The organism is Halopenitus persicus, assembly GCF_900107205.1.
Lineage (GTDB): Archaea > Halobacteriota > Halobacteria > Halobacteriales > Haloferacaceae > Halopenitus > Halopenitus persicus.
Genome location: NZ_FNPC01000004.1, coordinates 36,981 through 54,156, shown reverse-complemented (window position 1 = coordinate 54,156; position 17,176 = coordinate 36,981). Strand labels below are relative to the sequence as shown.

General features: G+C 69.6%; 19 protein-coding genes. 8 read left to right on the top strand and 11 right to left on the bottom strand.

What is annotated here, in order from left to right; all coding sequences use genetic code 11:
- Positions 1-23: 23 nt before the first annotated feature.
- Both BLV25_RS07535 and BLV25_RS07530 read right to left on the bottom strand, forming a co-directional pair.
- Positions 24-764, bottom strand: a complete 741-nt coding sequence (locus BLV25_RS07535; RefSeq protein WP_256335673.1) for a peptidase — start codon at positions 762-764, stop codon at positions 24-26.
- Positions 764-2,806 carry a MutS-related protein gene (locus tag BLV25_RS07530; protein WP_092731926.1) on the bottom strand — a complete coding sequence of 681 codons (2,043 nt, stop codon included), beginning with the start codon at positions 2,804-2,806 and terminating at the stop codon, positions 764-766. Before BLV25_RS07530 ends, BLV25_RS07535 begins: the two co-directional genes overlap by 1 nt.
- A 146-nt stretch (positions 2,807-2,952) precedes the next feature.
- Between BLV25_RS07530 and larE the strand changes: the two genes are divergently transcribed.
- A complete protein-coding gene (gene larE, locus BLV25_RS07525; protein WP_092731923.1) occupies positions 2,953-4,014 on the top strand; it encodes an ATP-dependent sacrificial sulfur transferase LarE in 1,062 nt (353 codons plus the stop codon).
- A 51-nt stretch (positions 4,015-4,065) separates the two neighbouring features.
- Here larE and BLV25_RS07520 read toward each other — a convergent pair whose 3' ends face one another.
- Together BLV25_RS07520 and rio1 are read right to left on the bottom strand one after the other, a co-directional pair.
- A complete protein-coding gene (locus tag BLV25_RS07520) occupies positions 4,066-4,371 on the bottom strand; it encodes a hypothetical protein (RefSeq protein ID WP_092731920.1) in 306 nt (101 codons plus the stop codon).
- A gap of 79 nt (positions 4,372-4,450) precedes the next feature.
- Entirely contained in the window at positions 4,451-5,452 is a 1,002-nt protein-coding gene (gene rio1 / locus BLV25_RS07515; protein ID WP_081758103.1) for a serine/threonine-protein kinase Rio1, read from the bottom strand.
- Between the two features lie 198 nt (positions 5,453-5,650).
- Here rio1 and BLV25_RS07510 point away from each other — a divergent pair, with 198 nt between their 5' ends.
- Positions 5,651-6,376 (top strand): RAD55 family ATPase, encoded by a 726-nt coding sequence (locus BLV25_RS07510; RefSeq protein ID WP_021073067.1) that lies wholly within the window; start codon positions 5,651-5,653, stop codon positions 6,374-6,376.
- Between the two features lie 54 nt (positions 6,377-6,430).
- On the opposite strand, the gene BLV25_RS07505 is transcribed toward BLV25_RS07510, so the two are convergent.
- Positions 6,431-6,766: an ArsR/SmtB family transcription factor gene (locus BLV25_RS07505; protein ID WP_021073068.1), complete on the bottom strand. Its 336-nt coding sequence runs from the start codon at positions 6,764-6,766 to the stop codon at positions 6,431-6,433.
- A gap of 161 nt (positions 6,767-6,927) precedes the next feature.
- Here BLV25_RS07505 and BLV25_RS07500 point away from each other — a divergent pair, with 161 nt between their 5' ends.
- Positions 6,928-7,209: a DUF7521 family protein gene (locus BLV25_RS07500; protein ID WP_021073069.1), complete on the top strand. Its 282-nt coding sequence runs from the start codon at positions 6,928-6,930 to the stop codon at positions 7,207-7,209.
- Between the two features lie 120 nt (positions 7,210-7,329).
- Here BLV25_RS07500 and BLV25_RS07495 read toward each other — a convergent pair whose 3' ends face one another.
- The 3 genes from BLV25_RS07495 to BLV25_RS07485 form a co-directional block, all read right to left on the bottom strand.
- On the bottom strand, positions 7,330-8,289 hold the full coding sequence (locus BLV25_RS07495; RefSeq protein ID WP_021073070.1) for an electron transfer flavoprotein subunit alpha/FixB family protein: 960 nt from the start codon (positions 8,287-8,289) through the stop codon (positions 7,330-7,332).
- Positions 8,289-9,077: an electron transfer flavoprotein subunit beta/FixA family protein gene (locus BLV25_RS07490; protein ID WP_021073071.1), complete on the bottom strand. Its 789-nt coding sequence runs from the start codon at positions 9,075-9,077 to the stop codon at positions 8,289-8,291. Before BLV25_RS07490 ends, BLV25_RS07495 begins: the two co-directional genes overlap by 1 nt.
- 119 nt (positions 9,078-9,196) lie before the next feature.
- The gene (locus tag BLV25_RS07485; protein ID WP_092731917.1) at positions 9,197-10,612 is read right to left on the bottom strand and encodes a helix-turn-helix transcriptional regulator; all 1,416 of its coding nucleotides are present in this window, start codon (positions 10,610-10,612) and stop codon (positions 9,197-9,199) included.
- Positions 10,613-10,779: 167 nt separating this feature from the next.
- Between BLV25_RS07485 and BLV25_RS07480 the strand changes: the two genes are divergently transcribed.
- Together BLV25_RS07480 and BLV25_RS07475 are read left to right on the top strand one after the other, a co-directional pair.
- The gene (locus tag BLV25_RS07480) at positions 10,780-12,138 is read left to right on the top strand and encodes a carboxypeptidase-like regulatory domain-containing protein (protein ID WP_143114401.1); all 1,359 of its coding nucleotides are present in this window, start codon (positions 10,780-10,782) and stop codon (positions 12,136-12,138) included.
- A 48-nt stretch (positions 12,139-12,186) separates the two neighbouring features.
- Complete coding sequence (locus tag BLV25_RS07475) at positions 12,187-12,780, top strand: type IV pilin (protein ID WP_092731911.1); 594 nt, start codon at positions 12,187-12,189, stop codon at positions 12,778-12,780.
- 64 nt (positions 12,781-12,844) lie between these two features.
- On the opposite strand, the gene BLV25_RS07470 is transcribed toward BLV25_RS07475, so the two are convergent.
- On the bottom strand, positions 12,845-13,468 hold the full coding sequence (locus tag BLV25_RS07470) for a methyltransferase domain-containing protein (RefSeq protein WP_021073075.1): 624 nt from the start codon (positions 13,466-13,468) through the stop codon (positions 12,845-12,847).
- 201 nt (positions 13,469-13,669) lie between these two features.
- Between BLV25_RS07470 and BLV25_RS07465 the strand changes: the two genes are divergently transcribed.
- On the top strand, positions 13,670-14,494 hold the full coding sequence (locus BLV25_RS07465) for a DUF6663 family protein (protein ID WP_021073076.1): 825 nt from the start codon (positions 13,670-13,672) through the stop codon (positions 14,492-14,494).
- Positions 14,495-14,536: 42 nt separating this feature from the next.
- On the opposite strand, the gene BLV25_RS07460 is transcribed toward BLV25_RS07465, so the two are convergent.
- Positions 14,537-15,658 carry a hypothetical protein gene (locus BLV25_RS07460; RefSeq protein WP_143114400.1) on the bottom strand — a complete coding sequence of 374 codons (1,122 nt, stop codon included), beginning with the start codon at positions 15,656-15,658 and terminating at the stop codon, positions 14,537-14,539.
- 211 nt (positions 15,659-15,869) lie between these two features.
- Here BLV25_RS07460 and BLV25_RS07455 point away from each other — a divergent pair, with 211 nt between their 5' ends.
- Entirely contained in the window at positions 15,870-16,166 is a 297-nt protein-coding gene (locus BLV25_RS07455; RefSeq protein ID WP_021073078.1) for a DUF7536 family protein, read from the top strand.
- Between the two features lie 28 nt (positions 16,167-16,194).
- Here BLV25_RS07455 and BLV25_RS07450 read toward each other — a convergent pair whose 3' ends face one another.
- Complete coding sequence (locus BLV25_RS07450; protein ID WP_021073079.1) at positions 16,195-16,494, bottom strand: MarR family transcriptional regulator; 300 nt, start codon at positions 16,492-16,494, stop codon at positions 16,195-16,197.
- Positions 16,495-16,866: 372 nt separating this feature from the next.
- On the opposite strand from BLV25_RS07450, the gene BLV25_RS07445 reads away from it, so the two are divergent.
- Positions 16,867-17,175: an EMC6-like membrane protein gene (locus tag BLV25_RS07445; protein WP_021073080.1), complete on the top strand. Its 309-nt coding sequence runs from the start codon at positions 16,867-16,869 to the stop codon at positions 17,173-17,175.
- Position 17,176: the final 1 nt, after the last annotated feature.

The following is a 17,176-nucleotide window of genomic DNA, read 5'->3' as shown; positions in this document are numbered from 1 at the left end:
CCCCCGCGACCGCTCCCGGACGCCTATCCCCGCGACCGCTCCCGAAGCCGGTCGATCCGGTCGCCGAGGGGCGGCTGGACCTCGAACCAGGTCCGCCAGTCACCGCGTTCGGGGACGACGCCCCGCCGGTCGGCCATTCGCTCGAAGGCGTCGGCCAGACGCGACGCGCCGACGCGGTCGGCCGCCCGCGCGTCGGCGGCGTACTGCACCCGCCGGCCGGCCCACAGCGAGACGACGCCGACGACCGCCAGGGCGGTGAACCCCGCATCGAAGGGAACGAGCGTCGCGACGATCGCGGCGAGGATCGTCGTCACGCCGGCGACGCCGACCGCCCGAACCATCGTGTAGCGTGTCTCGACGCGGCCGGCCTCGGCCGCCAGGAGGGCGACCGCCAGGTCCTCGTCGACGCCTTTGAACACGGTCTCGGAGACGAACAGCACGCGCCTCCCGGGCGGGCCGCGAACCGCGATCTCGACGGCGGCGTCGGCCGCGTCGGCATCCGCCTCCGTCCCGGACTCCAGGACCGCGACCGGCTCCACGTCGAGCCCGGCGGCCGACCGCAGTTCGTCGAGCTGCGCGCGCTCGGCACGCGTCGGATCCCGCGTCTCCCGATACCTGTCGGCGACGTACAGCGGTCCGACGGTGACCGCGAGGACGGCGAGGATCGGAACGAGCGCGAGCACGATCAGGGCCGGGCGCGCGGCGGCAACGAGAAGGACCGAACGTCCCGCAGCGGCGAGGAGAACGGGCGTAACTGCCGTCATCAGAACTTCTCCAACAGGTCGTCGTAGAACTCCCCGCCGCGCTCGTCGGCGAGCTTCTCGACGATGAGCTCGGGCGTGGATCTGGCGAGATGGTCCTTCTGCGGCGAGCGGTTCACCCGGAGCTCGCCGTCGACGAGCCCGACCGCCTCGATGCCGTCGACGGCGACGTCGAAGTCGGCGGCGTCGCGGATCTCCCTGGCGAGGTGGGAGACGAACACGCCGGTGGCGTCCTGTCCCTCGAGCGCCTCGAGGATGCCGGCGATGATCTTCGCGGAGGCGCCGGGCTCGGTGATCGACTCGAGCTCGTCGACCAACACGAGCCGGCCGCTGGCCCCCGCCACGAGGTCGCCGAACTCCCGGAGGGTGGCCTCGAAGGCGCCGGCGTCGAGGGTCCCCTGCGACTTCGCGTAGTAGTGGATCTCCTCGAACCGCTCGAGACGAACCCGCTCGGCCGGGACCGGCATCCCCATCTGGGCGAGGATCGCCACGAGCGCGACCAGATCGAGCGTCGACGTCTTTCCGCCGGAGTTGACGCCGGACAGCAGGGTCGCCCCGTCGACCGCGTAATCGACCGGCTCGACGTCGGCGAAGTCGACGTCCAAAAGCGGCGACCGGCCGCCGACGATCGCGAACCCGCCGTCCCCGAAGTCCTCACCGACGTCGTCCGTTTGGCCCCCCTCGCCGTCGTCCGCGGAGGCATCATCGTCGCCGTCGACGAACGTCGGCAGCGTGCACTCGAAGTCGGCCGCGAACCGGGCGATCGCCAGCTCGACGTCGCGCTCGAGCGCGTCGTGGACGAGGTCCGCGGCGGGCTCGCGGAGGTCGGCGAGATCCGCCGCGAGCGTTTCCTTGAGCTCCGCCGCGCGCTGGTCGCGGGCCGCCGTCAGCTCCGTGCGGAGCCTGGAGACGGCCGCCTCGTCGTGTTCGACCGGGAACGTGGGATCGCCGCGGAAGATCCGGTCGGCGATCTCCGCCTCGCCGGGGTCCAGTCGGAGGCTCTCGACCACGTGCTCGGTGGCCGCCTCGAGGGCCGTGTCGTACTCGTCGGAGAGCTCCCGCGAGAGCAGCGAGTCGACGCGGGCGCCCTGCTCGACGAGCGAGAGGAAGTCCTGTCCCTCGATCGTCACGTCCCGCTCGCGGATGGCGTCCCGGAGGTGGTCGTTGGCGACCGACTCCGCGGTGCCGACCGCCGCGTCGAGATCCTCGACCGCGACCGCCAGGCGCTCGTGTTCGTCGTCGCCGATCACGGTACCGTCGTCGTCGAGCCGCGAGAGCGCGTCCCGGAGCCCGTCGAGATCGCAGGCGGGCTCCATCCCGGCCGCCTCGTGGACGTCCGCGGCGGCGAGCAGCCGGTCGCGGTTCGCGGCGAAGAACGCGAGGAGGCGCTCCGGGACGGTCTCGGCCGGCGTCTCGAGGGCGTCCGGCCGAACGCGCACATCCCCTTCGACGTCGATCCCCGCGAACGACTCGTCGAGGACGACGACCGTCGCATACGACCGGGCCAGCTCCGCGAGGTCGCGGCCGTCCTCCGCGATCTCCACCGAGAGCTCGGGAACCGCGTCCTCGGCCGCGGCGTATCGCTCCGCGTCGGCCGTGGCGAGACAGCGCTCGCGGACTCGAACCGTCGGCGGCGACGAGAGCGGCTCGACGTCCGCGAGCGCCTCGAGGGTCTCGGGGTCCGGGTCGCGCTCCATCGCCGCCGAGACGGTCGACTGCACCGACTCGATCCGGGACCGCGACGCCGACGGGTAGAAGGTCTCGAGCCGCTGGGCCGCGTAGTCGGTGACCGTCCGGTCCTGCAGGAGGCCGACCGCGTCGCGGTGGATCTCGCGGGCTCGATCGGTGGCCAACACGCGACCGTCGTCGTCGTGCCGGCTCCGGATCGCCCCGCGGGCGATCTGCACGGCGCGCCCGTGGGTCACGCCCGGCGCCCGCGCGATGGCGGCGACGTCGCCGGTCCGCAGCGCCGCCTCCGGATCATCGAGTTCCCGAAGGGCGTCGGCCGTCTTCGCGCCGACGCCGGGGATCGCCTCCAGCTCCATTCACTCCGGGATATCGCGGGAACGGGCAAAAGGATGCGGGTCGGCGACCGACCGCCACGACGGCCGCGACGACCGCGACGACGACCGCGTCCGGAACGCCCCGGGAGTGACGACGCCCTTTTTTCCACGCGGCACCCAGCGCCGGTATGGATCCGGCCACGGACACGCCCGGCTCACGGGAGGGATCGTCCCGGTCGACGACCGGCGCGACGACCGACGGCCTCGATCGCGACGCGCTCTCGACCCCGATCGCCCGAAAGGCCGATCTCGTCCGCGAGTCGCTCGCCGCCCTCGACGGCGCCGTGATCGCCTTCTCCGGCGGCGTCGACTCCTCGGTCGTCGCGGCACTTGCCCACGACGCGCTCGGCGACGACGCCGTGGCCTGTACCGCAAAGAGCGAGACGCTGCCGGCCGCCGAGCTGGACGACGCGGTCCGGGTCGCCGAGGAGATCGGGATCCGTCACGAGGTCGTCGAGTTCTCGGAGCTCGCGGACCCGGCGTTCGTCGCCAACGACGGGGACAGATGCTACCACTGCCGAACGATGCGGCTCGGCCGGATGTACGAGACGGCCGCCGAGATGGGCATCGAGACGGTCTGTGACGGCACGAACGCCTCCGACCCGGGCGAGGGACACCGTCCCGGCCTCCGAGCCGTCGAGGAGCTATCGGTTCGGTCGCCGCTTTTGACCCACGACATCGACAAATCGGAGGTCCGGAAGATCGCCGACGCCTACGGCCTGTCGGTGGCCGACAAACCCTCGATGGCGTGTCTCTCCTCGCGGATCCCCACCGGCCTCGAGGTGACGGAGGAGCGACTGACGCGGGTCGAGCGGGCCGAGCGGGTGCTTCGCGATCGCGGGTTCAGCCAGTTCCGCGTCCGCGACCACGACGGGCTGGCCCGCATCGAGGTCGCCCCCGAGGAGCTCGCGGACGCGCTCGATCCAGAATTCGCCGACGCGGTCGCCGACCGCCTTCGGGAGATCGGCTTCGACCACGTCACGCTCGATCTGGAGGGGTACCGAACCGGAAGCGTGAGTCCCGACGAGGACGGTGCCGACGACGGAGCCGATGCTGACGACGAGGGCGGTGCTGACGACGGAACCGATGGAAGTGCCGATCGGGACGACGAGCGGGACGAAACCGAATCGGACGAAACGGCCGAGCAGGCGCTCGATATCGGGCGCGAGTATCCGCGCGCCGGACGGTAACGGTTGCCGTCAAGGTTGGTTCGATCGGTTCACGAGGGACGGGGCGCGCGGTCAGTTTTCCTCGTCGCCGGGGTCGTCGGGCAGCGAGGCGGGGTCGGCCTCGGTGCCGTGAAGCGCGTCGTCGCGCTCGAAGGCGTAGATCGCGGGCCCCATAATCAGAATGACGAGCGTGCCGGCGATCGGAACCGTCGGAACGACGACGGGCAGCGTCAGCCCGACCGCGACGGTGAGGAAGACGAACGCCGCCCACAGCGGAGCCCGTGCGAGTCCGAGCCGGTCGGCGTCCCAGTAGACCGCGATCGCTGCCGCGGCCGCGAGCAACAGTCCGGATCCCGCGACGATCGGTGCCAGCGCCATACCGTTCCTTCGTGCGCCCGGCGAAAAGCGTTCCGTGACGGCACCGCGTTCCGTGACGGCGCCGCGTTCCGTGACGGGGCTACGGGTCGACGATCGGATCGTTCTCGAGCGGGCCGGCGCCCCTCGAGTCGACGTCGGTCGAGCCGTCCGCGGCATCCGTCGAGCCGTCCGCGGCGTCGGTCGGGTCATCGTCCGGACCTCCGGAGGAGCCCTCCTCCCGGACGGACCCCGGTTCGGGCTCCGGTTCGGTGACGTGATCCCAGAGGTCGTCGGGATCGACGTCGATGCCCTGCCTGGAGAAGAAGGCGGCGACGTTCCGGCAGTCCCGCTCGAGGAACGTCCGCGCGTTCGGGTGGTGGACGGTGGCGGCCTGTCCCAGATCGATCACGACGAGCTCCCCGTCGTGGATTATCAGGTTGTACTCAGAGAGGTCGCCGTGGATCAGCCCGACCCGGTAGAGCCGGCGCATGTACTCCCGGACGACCTCGTATGCCGTCTCGGGGTTCTCGACGGTGACCTCCGAGAGCCGCCGCGCGCGGTCGTCGGCGTGGCCCACGAGCTCCATCACGAGCGCGTTCCGCTGGACGGCGATCGGCTCGGGGACCCGTACGCCGGCGGCCTGCGCCCGACGGAGGTTGGCGAACTCCTTTTTCGTCCAGGCCAGCACGGTCGCCTTCTTGTCCGATGCGATGCCCTCGAACCGCGGGTCGCCCTCGAGGTACTCGCGCATCTGGGTGAAGTTCGAGGAGTTGATCCGGTAGATCTTCACGGCGACCTCCTGGCTTTCGTCCTCGCCGAACGCCTCGAAGACGTTGGCCTCCTTGCCGGTCGAGACCGGACCGCCGAAGGCGGTGATGTAGCCGTCCTGGACGAGCTTGTAGAGCGCCGCGAGCGTGGCGTCGTCGAAGACGGACCCGTCGAGTTTGAACTGGTCGGCGTCCTTCAGCCGCTTGCGGAACTCGTTGAACTCCCGGTCCTGCCGGCGGGCGATCCTGTCGGCCTCGGTGTCGGAGACGTCGAGTTCCTCCCACTCGTCGCCCGGCGATCCGTCGGACTCGAGCAGGTCGAACTCCTCGGTCATCTTCCGGGAACTTCGGGACGGACACGTATAGGGGTTGTCGTGGCCGCCCGTGCTCGTAGCGACCTCATCGACTCCGCGTCCGACGTCGTCCACACGCGGTACCGCCTCCCGGAAGCCGGCGCCATCGTCCATACGCGGCGCTCCGCGTCCGGTTCGACCGGGAGGACTTTATCCATCGCTGCCGGAGATGGGGACAGTATGTCACACCTCGTCTCGACCGGCGTCGACGGTCTGGACTCCATCCTCGGCGGCGGGATCACCGCGCAGTCGACGGTGCTCGTCTCCGGGAATCCGGGAACCGGGAAGAGCATCTTCGGCATTCAGTACCTCTACACCGGGGCGACCGAACACGGCGACCGGGGCGTGTACGTCTCCTTCGAGGAGAACGAGTCGGACATCCGGGAGGCCGCCGAGTCGATCGGGTTCGAGGAGTTCGGCGACCTCGTCGACGACGGCGAGATCGTCATCCTCGACAAACGGGAGATGCTCCGTATCGAGGACTTCACCGAAACGATCGACCGGCTCCTGGAGACGGTCTCCGAGGGCGAGTTCGACCGGCTCGTGCTCGACTCGCTGTCGATGTTTCAGCTCTTCTTCGAGGACGAACACGAGAAGCGCACCTCCCTGCTGAAGTTCTCCGACATCCTCAAGGAGAGCGGGCTGACCTCGCTTCTGATCAACGAGCAGGGCGCGGTCTTCCCCGACACGGAGATCGGACTGGAGAACTTCCTGACTGACGGAAACGTCTATCTGATCCAGACGCCGACCGAATCGGGGGTCAACCGGTACGTCTGGGTCGCCAAGATGCGCAAACAGGACATCGACACCGACATCTTCCCGCTCGAGATCGGGACGGGGGGGCTCACCGTCCACGACCAGGCCGGCGGGTTCGCGATGATGGAACGGTCGGAATCCCCCTTCTGAGCGCGCGGGTTCCCGAGCAGGTGGGTTCCCGAGCGCGTCCGGGTCGTCGGGCGCCTACGCGTTCGAGAGGTTCCGCCAGACCTCGTCGAGCCGGTTCGCGGCGCTGGTCCGCTCGGTGAGCTCGATCGAGACGCCGTCGTGAAACTCGACGGCGACGCTGTCGACCCGCCGTCGGTAGACCTTCACCCGCCGGTGGTCGTCCGAGAGCGGGCGGTCGTGTAGCTCGATCAGGTCCGCCTCCTCCAGTTCGTCGATCCGGCGGTAGCAGGTCGCGATCGGCACGTCGAGCTCGTCGCTGAGCTCCTGGGCCGACTTCGGGTCGTCGGCGGCCGCGAGGATCTCCGTGTTGTACTTGTTCCCGAGCACCTCGATCAAGTCTTCCCCCGACATCCGATTCTTCGTCTTGATTCTGGACCCCGGACGGTATATACCCTTTCCTCCGGAGGAGCGCTCCGAAACGGCGGTTTCGAGCAATCCATCGTCCGAGTTCTCGTTATCATCATTGATATCTCGGTGCGGGGTTTTATATCCCGACCGGTTCCAGGGCCGGTATGGAACTCGTAGAGGGTCTCTATCTGCTCGTGACCCTCGGTCTCGTCGTCGCCGGCCTCACGATGGTTACGCTCGCCCTCCAGGCGTACCGACAGACCGAACGGTACGCGATGATCCACCTGTCGATCGGCTTCTCGCTCGTCGTCGCCGCGGCGGTCGCGACCTCCATCAGCGCGTTCCTGACGGAGTTCACGGCGACGCCGTCGCTTTTGACCGTCAACAACGGACTCACCGCGCTCGGATTCGTGTTCGTCGTCTACAGTTTAGTCACCTATCGATGAGCGAACTCGATCGGGAGGAGGGCGACGTGGTTTCCGGACGCAACGGGGAGCGGAATCGAACCCGGGACCGAACTCGGAGAACCCGACGAACGGTCCGCGAGCCGAGCGTCCGCCGACGACTCACTCGAAGTCGTCGATGAGCTCGGGAACGACGTCGAAGAGGTCGCCGACGATGCCGTAGTCGGCGATGTCGAAGATGGGCGCGTTCGGGTCCGTGTTGATCGCGATGATCGTCTCGGAACCTTTCATCCCGGCGACGTGCTGGACCGCCCCGGAGATCCCGATCGCGAGATAGACGTCCGGGGTGACGACCTTCCCCGACTGGCCGACCTGTCGGTTCTTCGGCAGCCACCCGTTGTCCACGATCGGCCGCGAGGACGAGACCGTCGCGTCCATCGCCTCCGCGAGATCGAAGATCAACTCGAGGTTCTCCTCCTCCTCGATCCCGCGACCGACCGACACGAGCACGTCAGCGTCCGCGATGTCGACGTCGCCGCCGCCGACCTCCTCGTACCCCTGCACGCGGGCGCCCGAGTCGCTCGGATCCACGTCGACGTCGAACGATTCGACGGTCGCCTCGCCCGTCCCCGTCGCGGCCGGCCACTCCCCGCCGCGGATCGTGAGCGCGAACCGGTCGCCCTCGACCGCGAGGGTCGTCTCGACCTTCGAACCGTACTGCTCGCGGGTGACGGTCAGCGCGTCGTCGTAGGCGACGTCGATCGCGTCCGTGACGAGCGGGATCCCGAGGCTCTCGGCGACCGCGGGCGCGTAATCGAGCCCGTTGACCGAGTTGGGAAGCAGGACGGTCGTCGGGTCGTGTGCGTCCACCAGCGCCTCGACGGAACCCTGGTAGACGGAGTGGTCGAACTCCTCGCCGACCGGGACCGTGTGGATCGCGTCGACGCCCTCGCGGTTCAGCGAGTCGGCGTGCGACTCGACGTCCCCGGAAACGACCGCGACGTGGAGTTCGCCCCCGATGGCGTCGGCGAGCTCGCGGCCGGCCGTGAGCAGCTCGAAGGAGACCTCGCGCAGCTCGCCGCGACGGTGCTCGGCGACGGCGAGGACGGCGGGGTCGGCCATTACGCCTCCACCCCCTTCTCCCGCAGGACCTCAGCAAGGCGACCGGCGGCCTCGTCGGCGTCGCCCTCGATGATCTCCGCGTCGGATTCGCTCTCCGGCTCGTACATGCTCGTGACGGTCAACGCGCCCTCGACGTCGTCGGGCGAGAGCCCGACGTCGGCGAGGTCCTTCGTCGCGATCTCCTTGCGCTGTGCCTGCCGGATCCCGCGGAGGCTCGCGTACCGGGGCTCGTTGAGTCCGGTCTGAACCGTCAGGACGGCCGGGACGTCGACCTCGGTCAGCTCCTCCACGCCGCCTTCGAGCTCGCGGCGAACGTTCGCGACGCCGGCGTCGGCGTCGAGCTCGAGGTCGTTGACGACGGCGGCGTGTTCGAAGCCGATCCGCTCGGCGAGCGCGACGCCGGTGGCGCCGAAGGCGTCGTCGGCCGCCTGGACGCCGGTGAGCACGAGGTCGGGCTCCTCCTCGTCGACGACCGCCTCGAGCAGGTCGACCTTGGTGTCGACGTCGAGGAAGGAGTCCGCGATCGCGTCGTCCCAGACGCGGACGGCGCGGTCGGCACCCTTCGCGAGCGCCATCCGGATCGTCTCCTCGGACCGCTCGGGCCCGATCGTGAGCGCGACGACCTCGTCCGCGATCCCGTCCTCGGCCAGCCGGACGCCGGCCTCGATCGCGTAGTCGTCCCACTCGTTGAGGTCGTACTCGAGGTCGCTCTCGGCGATCTCGGTCCCCTCGATCGCGAAGTCGTCGCCGACTTCTGCCACCTCCTTGACGGTTACCAGCACCTTCATAGTGAATACCTACCACCTGTCCGTGTAATGGCTTTCGAAACCGGTCGTCGTCGGGACATCCCGGATCGTGGGAGACGGCGTGGCACCCTGAACACCTCGACGAGCATGTTCGGGACCGGTCACTCCTCGTCGACGTCGGTCGGCGCGTGATCGGGAAGGGAGATGAGGTTCTCGCGGCCCAGCCGGAGCTTCTCGATCCGGCCCTCCTCGGCCATCGCGGAGAGCAGCTGTGAGACCTTCGCGTCCGACCAGCCGGTCTCGTCGACGATGTCCGCCTGTCGCATCCGTCCCCCGTTCCGGTCGAGCAACGCCTCGACGCGTTCCTCGTCGGAGAGCAACGAGGGATCCGGCGTCGGCTGGGTCTCCGCGTCCGCTCCGGACTCCTCGTCCGACTCGGCCCCCGCATCCGGCCCGCCCTCGGCGTCGCTCGGTTCGGACTCGTCCGTCTCGCTCACGTCCGCATCGCTCACGTTCGCATCGCCAACGTCCGCATCGCCGCCGGCGCGCTCGTCAGCGTCGGCGGTCGCCCCCGAGGTCGCGGAACCGGACGGCTCGGCGACGCCCGGACGAGCGTCGACGTCCGCCTCGCTCGGGGTCGATCCGGCCGGTTCGCCGGCGTCGGTCGGCTCGCTCCCGGTCTGCGAGGGTTCGTCGTGACGTCGGTATCGGACCAGGCCGGCCGCGATGACCGTCGCGGCGAGAACGATCGCGCCGGCCAAAAGCAGCCAGGGCGGGCCGGTGATGGATCCGGGTGCCGGCGAGTAGACCACCTCGATGCGGTCGTCCGGCCCGAAGGTTCGTGGGCCATCGATGACGACCGCACGGTCCTCGAGCGAGAGGCCGATCCCGGGGAACGAATCCGCCTGATATCCGTCCGGCGGATGGATCACCAGCCGCTGGTTCGCATCGAGCGACCGGAGCCACGTCCCGCCGTCGGGGGTCCGGAGGGCGTCGTCGAGGACGAGCTGGTCGCCGTCCTCGCGGAGGAATCCGGTCCAGGTGAACGACAGCCGGAGCTCGCCGACCGCGACCGCGTCCCCCTCGACGTTCTCGACCGCGTCGGGATTCGCCAGGTCGTCCGGATCGACCCCGCGATCGAGGGCCGTCTCGCGGTCGACGTCGACGATGGTCATCTCCCGACCCGCCGCCTCCGACGCGCCGGCAGCGAGGTTGCGATAGAGGTCGGCCGAGGGACCGACCTCGCCCGACTCGAACCCGCCCGCGACGCGCTCGAAGGCCGCGGTCGCGTTGTCGTCGACGAGGACGTATCGGACCGTGACCGTCCAGTCCGCCTCCCGCGTCGACCGAAGGTCGACGTCGAAGACCATCCGCGGCGACGCCTCGAGATCGGCTATCTGCCGGGATCCAGGGGCAGTGACGTCCGGGCTCTCGACCGCGGACGACCGATCGTCACCGGCGACCGTCGGGTCGAGATCGGCGGCTCCGGCGGTCGGAAGCCCGACAGCGACGCCGGCTGGAACTCCGGCAAGGAGGAGCAGGGAGGCGAAAACGACACAGAGGGCGGGCCACCGCATACAGGCGTGCAGTCACGTGCACGTGGCAAAATCCTTTTCATCGGGCCGGTTCCCCGTTTCATCGTCGGGTTCCCCCGGCCACGGAGGTTCGATGCCGGACCGTGCGGACCGACCGGGAGTGGGGCGATGGATGGACTTTTTAACCGATGCCGACGGATCTCCGCTCGATGAGGGCCCTCCCCGTCCTGTTCGCGACGCTGTTGCTGCTTGCATCCGTCGCCGGCGGTGCCGCGCCCGGTCCCGCGCCGGCGGCGGACGAAAGCGGCGAAGAGACCGGAATCAGCGGGGAAACGGAACGCGGCGTCGCCGATCTGCGTGCGGACGGGAACGGGCCGATTCAACAGACCGGAACCAACGACACGGGAGGGAACGGCACGGAGGAGAACGGCACCGACACGCGTCTCAACGTGCTCGGTCCGCCGGTCGGCCAGCCGACCACGGTCTCGATCGAGCACCACAGCGCGAGCCTCGGACCGGCGAGTCGACTCGAAACCGACGCCACGACCGCCGCGCTCCGGACGGAGGAGATCATTGCACACGTCGAGGCCGCCGACACCGCGAGCGAACGAAATAGTCGTCTCGTCGCCGCGGAGGACGAGATCAGACGGGCCGAAGCAGCGCTCTACCAGCGACAGCGTCGGGCGATCGAAGCGCACACGAACGGCGAACTGACCGACCAGGAACTCCTCGTCGAGTTCGCGCGGATCGCGGCGACGGCGGAGATCCTCCGGACGAGACTGGCGGTGCTGGCCGCACTCGCCGAGGAGACGGAGGGAAGCTCCCTCCGGACCGAGTCGCTCGCCTTCCGATTGAACGTCTACTCGGGACCGGTTCGCGAGTACGCGCTCGAGACGCTCCGCGGCGGGACCGCCCCGGATCGGGTCTACGTCGAAACGCGCTCCGACGTCGTCGTGCTCGCGGCGATCGACGGCGATCAGTACCTTCGGGAGGTGTACCGCGGTGACCGCTGGGACCGGAGCGCGGACGGCAGCGGCCGCGACAGCCAGCGGGCGCTCGAACGAACCCTGTCCGCATACCCCCGCATCGACGAGCGAAGCGGATCGGCGGACACGCTCGGAACGGGCGGCGTGACGCGCGTGACCGTCCCCTTCGAGGGCGGCCGGCTCCGGACGTTCGTCAGCGCCGGTGACGGCGACGTTTTCATCGAGCACCAACGGCGTGACCTCGAGACGTTCACCGACGGCGACGCGCTCGCGACGACGCAGGACGGGATCGGTCTCACGGTCGATCGGAGCTACCCAGCCGCTCCGGTGCGGGTGACCGCGACCGACCAGGCGACGGGCGCCCCGATCCCCAACGCCAGCGTGACGGTCGCGATCGGCGGGGACGACAGCGTGGAGGTCGGAACGACCGACGAGGACGGACAGCTCTGGCTGCTCTCGCCCGCACGGTCGTATCGGGTGACCGTCGTCGACGACCCGCGGGTGGCCTGGATCTCGGACATCCGGCCGACCGATCCGCCGCGCATCCCCGAGCCATCCGACGGGGACGGGACGTCAACGTAAGTTCGGTCGAGTCCGAGGGTTTTACCCGGAAGTCGACGCAGGCGGCGTGTGAACCCGTTCGCTCCATCCAGCGACGACCGGCCATCCAGCGACGACCGGCCATCCAGCGACGACCGGCCATCCAGCGACGACCGGCCATCCAGCGACGACCGGCCATCCAACGATGGCGGCCGATCGGCGGGCCGAACCGATCGCGCGTTCGCCCCGATCGGCGCCGTCCTCCTGATACTCCTCACGACGGTGCTTGCCGGCGGCTCCGCGGTCCTCGTCACCGACGCGGTCGATCCGATGGAACCTGCGCCGACCGCAACGCTGTCGCTGTCCGTCGAGGACCGAACGGTCACGCTGACCAACCGCGGCGGCGACGCGTTGTCGATACTGGACCTACGGATACGCATCCGGGTCAACGGGGAGCCGTTGGACCGACAGCCGCCCGTTCCGTTCTTCTCGGCCGCCGGCTACGATCCCGGACCGACCGGCGCGTTCAACAGCGCGGGAACGACCACGCTCGGCCCGGGGGAGAGCGCATCGCTCCGGATCGCCGGGACCAACGATCCGGTCCCGACGTCGGGATCCACCGTCGAGCTACGGGTGTTCGACGGCGAACAGCCGGTCGCGAGGCTGACGGCGAGGGCGGCGTGAGGCTGACGCCGATACGGTGTGGGACCGACGCCGAGGCGGCGACGCTGGTGGTGGCTAACCGAGCTTACCGATCGGGAACGGTGGCGACCGTCGTGATCGCCTTGGGGCTGCCGGGCTTGGCCTGTTGGATGTGATGCTCGTAGGTCTCATAGCCCGCTTCCTCGAACATCCGATCGGCCTCCTCGGCGTCGTAGAAGAGCATGATCGCGTCGGCGAGCCGCTGAAGCAGCCGTGAATTCGGGTAATCCGGCCCGACGACGAGCACGGTCGCGCCGGGCTTGGCGACGCGGCGGATCTCCCGGAGGCCGGCGACCGGATGCGGCCAGTACTCGATCGATCCCGACGACCAGACGGCGTCGAAGGTGTCGTCGGCGAAGGGGAGGCGTTCGGCGTCGCCGCGGTAGAATTTCACGCGATCGCGGGTGCCGAACTTGGCGAACGCCTTCTCCATCTGGTGGACGCTCTGGTCGAGCGCGTGCACGTCGTCGGTGCGCTCCAACAGTCCCTCGGTCCCGAAGCCGGTCCCGCACCCGACGTCGAGAACGCGGTCGCCGGCCGCGGGATCGAGCCAGTCGAGCGCCTCCGCGCGCATCCGCTCGTCCCACACGAAGGGGTTGATCCGGTCATACACCGTCGAGAGATACTTGTAGAAGAGCCGCGCGCGACCCTTGTCCTCCAGGAGTCCCATTCGTGGCGATCCGTTCGGACCGCGCCCCCATAACGATGCGGATCCGGGCTGCGGGATCCGGGCTGCGGGATCCGGGCTGCGGACCGGAGTGTCGGATGCGTGGCGACCCAGACCACGATCCGTGACGCCGGACGCGTCGGGCCCAGGCAGCATCGGCCCCGAATCAGCCGCCTTATCAGACCGGACCGATTGGGGTCGGGTATGGAACCGACGACGTCGGGACGGTTTCGCGTGCAACGACGCGTCGGCGGAGAGAGCCAGGGCGCGGGGAGCGAGGGCACGGAGAGCGGCGAGGATGGGTCAACCGAGGATGGGTCGAACGAGACCGGTCCCGCACCGTCGTTCGCCGTGATCGAGCTCCCGGACGACCCGGTCGCCCCGGACGACCCGGATGCGGCCGAGGCGTATGCGCCGTTGCTGATCGATGGCGACCACGCGGTGGATACGGAGCCCCTTGAGCCGGGCTTCGTCGTCGACGCGACGCTGGGCTGGGCTGACGGCACCGCCCGATTCCTCGAGTACGACGTCGTTCGTCGGACGCGGATCTACGTCGCCGACGACGTCACCGGAATGTTCGAGGCGGCCACGGAGGCGTGGGAGGGAGCACGCGCCGCCGGCGAGTCCGTGGTGTCGACGACCACCCGCGGCCAGGACGGCGAGCCGAACGGCGCGCTCTACCTGTTCCCCGACGCGTCGGACCGGGACACCCTCGCCGAGCTCGAACGCGGCCGGATCCCCGTCGAGCCGCTGATCGCCCGCGTCAACGACCGCCTCGGCGACGACGCCGACAGAGGCGTGTTCCTGTTGCGACCGGCCGCGTACGCGTTCGTCGCGGTGCTCGTCGCGTTCGACGACGACGGCGTCCTCGCGCGAACGGTCCGCGACACCTACGACCTCGGATCGGCGCTCGCCGACCGGCTCGATCGGGTCTCGGACTCGACCGGGGTGTACGCCGGCGCCACCGCCGACGACGGGGACGAGAATGGGGACGAAAGCCGGGATGGCGGCACGCCCTCGCCGTTCTAGTCACGGCAAGCCCGGGGGCTGGTCCCGGTGAACCCGGGACGGTTACGGCGGGGTAGCATTCGCGAGGAACGCCGCGAGGTCGTCCGCCTCGCCGGTTCGGTCGTGCGTGAGGTAGTAGGACGCGGCCGCGTTCCCGCAGGCGAGCGCCGTCTCGACCGGCCAGCCGGCCCCCATCCCGACCGCGAGGCCGGCGCCGAACCGGTCCCCGCCGCCCGTCCAGCGGACGGGAGGTCCCGTCTCGAGATTCGGGACCGAAACGATCGACTCGCGGTCCGTCGTGGCCATCATTGCGCGGTCGGCGGCGTGCATCACGACGCCGGAAAGTCCCGTCGCGGCCCGGAGGGACCGGAGCTGCGTCCCGTCGTCGGCGGAGGCGATCTCGACCGATCTGGAATCGGGCGGATCCTCACGCTTCCCGTCGTCCGGCGTCCGAACCGGCGGATCGAGGACCGCCACGCACGCACGGATCTCGCGACGGTTGGCGTTGAACACGACGTCGACCACCGACTCGAGAGCCGTCAGGGCATCGAACAGGTCCCGGATCGCGTCGGGGTCGCTATCGACGAGGTCGCCCGGGTCGACGAGGAGCGTTCCCGGCAGCGAGTCCCGCCGGTCGGCGAGGGTCCGCAGCGTTGCGGTGGTTCGGGGGGCCGACACCCAGTTACCCCAACAGACGACGTCGGCGGCAAGCGGCCGGTCCATCGCCGCGACCGCGGCCGACAGCTCGGCGTATCCCCACGACCTGAGTCCCGGAGCCTCCTCGGCCAGCATCACCGTCTCGTCGGTGAACTCGAGGAGGTGAACGGTCGCCGGCGCCCCGAAGGAGTGGGCCGGGAACGGGAACGGGGACATTCCCTCGGCGTCGAGATGGCCGAGGAGGCGGACGTCGGCGCCGAGCGCGTGGGCGCCGAGCGCGAGGTTCACCGCCTGTCCGCCGGGTTCCCGAGCGGTCGGGATCAGGCGAGCCGACTTGTGAGCGCCGGAGGCGATCGCCTCGCCGAACCGCTCGCGGGACCGTACGACCCCGCCGGCGCCGAACTCGACCCGACAGCGGACGTCGATCGACCCGTCCGGCAGCGCGGTGATCGAGACGTCCGGCGGCCCCTCGCGGAGCCGACGGCGAAGGTCCGCGTAGACCGATCGCGATTCCGGCCTGCAGTTCATCACGGTCCCGGTTCGACGGGCGAGCACTTGAGTGGTGCCGATCGGCGTCGGGCCCGCGCCGACGGTCGAGCGCGGTTGCCCGAATCGGAGTCAACGCCGGTCACCCGAAGCGGAGTCGACGCCGGTCGCCCGAAGCGGAGTCGACGCCGGTCGCCCGCGACGGCGCGAGACGGTCGACGGACCTATACTCGAGCACCGGATACGGTCCGGCGTGAGCGAGAAACGACCCGACGGAGCGTCGCTGTCGGCCTTCTTCGCGGCGCTGGACGTTCGACGAAACGCCGCGATCGGCGGGGCCGTCGGCCTCGCGGTCGGGATCGGGGCGTACCTGTTTCGGCTGCTCGAGCCGTTCGGCCCCTTCACCGGAACGCGCGAGTACCCGGTGATCGGGCCGGAGGGGTGGTTCCTGCTGCTCGCGTTCGTGCTGGCGGTGACCTGCGGAATGCTCGTGACGATCGCGTTGACCGCCCGGTCGGCGGTCAGACGGACTCGCGAGTTGAACGAATAGGAAAGAAGGCCGTGACGCGTCGCGCCGATCAGTCCGCGCAACAGCTGGCCTCGCCGTCCTCGGCCGTGACCTCCGTCGCGGGCTCGGTGAGCTCGTACAGGTTCTGCCTGGCGTCCGCGAAGTAGACGTCCTCGTCGACGACGCCGATCCGTTCGAGTCGCTCCAGGGCGTACCTGACGGTCCGGGCCGACAGCATCGATTCCTCGACGATTCCCTTCTGTGTCAACGCGCCGTTGTACTCGAGCACCTTGAAGACGAGCTTCGCGCTCGGCGGGAGGTCCTCGAGGGTTTCGACGTCGTCGAGCGCGTCCTGTTCGGTTTCAGCCATTGTTCGTCTCGAAAAAGTACATCGTCATAAAGGTTGATGCGGACCGACGATATCGGGGCGATATCGGCCGGGATCGGTCCCCGAACCGCGGGTTTACCGGAAATATAGTCCGGTATATTCGCCGTGAACGGGGCGTGGACTGACCGATCAGTCAGCACCGAGGCTCGCGCGCGCTCGAGCGAACCGGCGGCGGCGAACCGAGCAAACGGCCGGCGGCGGCGAACCGAGCGACACGATTCGACAACCGGTTCGAGCCGGGGCACCGGACGAACACGAGACCCCACGAGCACGGCACGGAACGGTTCCGGGACGGAAGACGGAACACGACACGGGAACGAACGGCTTTTCACCGCCGCCAGCGGACGCGTACGTATGAGCGACGACTCGGGGATCACGGGCCACGCCCGCAGCGTGGTCGTCACGACGATCGCCTGCCTGGCGGGGATCGGCGCGGCGATCGTCTCGGCCGGTTACGTGGGGACATCCCCCGCCGACGGGGGATCGACCACGGCGCTCGCCGTCCTGGCGGGGTTCGTGCTCGTCCAGTTCCCGATCCTGAAGGTGATCGGCGTCGACGTCACCGACTTCGGCGTGAAGGACACCCTCTACGTGGCGTTCATGACCTTCACGCTGTGGTTCATCTCGTACGCGATCCTCCTCAACGCGGAGGTGCAACTGTAAC

Coding starts and splice junctions, on each gene's coding strand:
- BLV25_RS07535 (WP_256335673.1), bottom strand. CDS start 764: ATGACGGCAGTTACGCCCGTTCTCCTCGCCGCTGCGGGACGTTCGGTC.
- BLV25_RS07530 (WP_092731926.1), bottom strand. CDS start 2,806: ATGGAGCTGGAGGCGATCCCCGGCGTCGGCGCGAAGACGGCCGACGCC.
- larE (WP_092731923.1), top strand. CDS start 2,953: ATGGATCCGGCCACGGACACGCCCGGCTCACGGGAGGGATCGTCCCGG.
- BLV25_RS07520 (WP_092731920.1), bottom strand. CDS start 4,371: ATGGCGCTGGCACCGATCGTCGCGGGATCCGGACTGTTGCTCGCGGCC.
- rio1 (WP_081758103.1), bottom strand. CDS start 5,452: ATGACCGAGGAGTTCGACCTGCTCGAGTCCGACGGATCGCCGGGCGAC.
- BLV25_RS07510 (WP_021073067.1), top strand. CDS start 5,651: ATGTCACACCTCGTCTCGACCGGCGTCGACGGTCTGGACTCCATCCTC.
- BLV25_RS07505 (WP_021073068.1), bottom strand. CDS start 6,766: ATGTCGGGGGAAGACTTGATCGAGGTGCTCGGGAACAAGTACAACACG.
- BLV25_RS07500 (WP_021073069.1), top strand. CDS start 6,928: ATGGAACTCGTAGAGGGTCTCTATCTGCTCGTGACCCTCGGTCTCGTC.
- BLV25_RS07495 (WP_021073070.1), bottom strand. CDS start 8,289: ATGGCCGACCCCGCCGTCCTCGCCGTCGCCGAGCACCGTCGCGGCGAG.
- BLV25_RS07490 (WP_021073071.1), bottom strand. CDS start 9,077: ATGAAGGTGCTGGTAACCGTCAAGGAGGTGGCAGAAGTCGGCGACGAC.
- BLV25_RS07485 (WP_092731917.1), bottom strand. CDS start 10,612: ATGCGGTGGCCCGCCCTCTGTGTCGTTTTCGCCTCCCTGCTCCTCCTT.
- BLV25_RS07480 (WP_143114401.1), top strand. CDS start 10,780: ATGAGGGCCCTCCCCGTCCTGTTCGCGACGCTGTTGCTGCTTGCATCC.
- BLV25_RS07470 (WP_021073075.1), bottom strand. CDS start 13,468: ATGGGACTCCTGGAGGACAAGGGTCGCGCGCGGCTCTTCTACAAGTAT.
- BLV25_RS07465 (WP_021073076.1), top strand. CDS start 13,670: ATGGAACCGACGACGTCGGGACGGTTTCGCGTGCAACGACGCGTCGGC.
- BLV25_RS07460 (WP_143114400.1), bottom strand. CDS start 15,658: ATGAACTGCAGGCCGGAATCGCGATCGGTCTACGCGGACCTTCGCCGT.
- BLV25_RS07450 (WP_021073079.1), bottom strand. CDS start 16,494: ATGGCTGAAACCGAACAGGACGCGCTCGACGACGTCGAAACCCTCGAG.
- BLV25_RS07445 (WP_021073080.1), top strand. CDS start 16,867: ATGAGCGACGACTCGGGGATCACGGGCCACGCCCGCAGCGTGGTCGTC.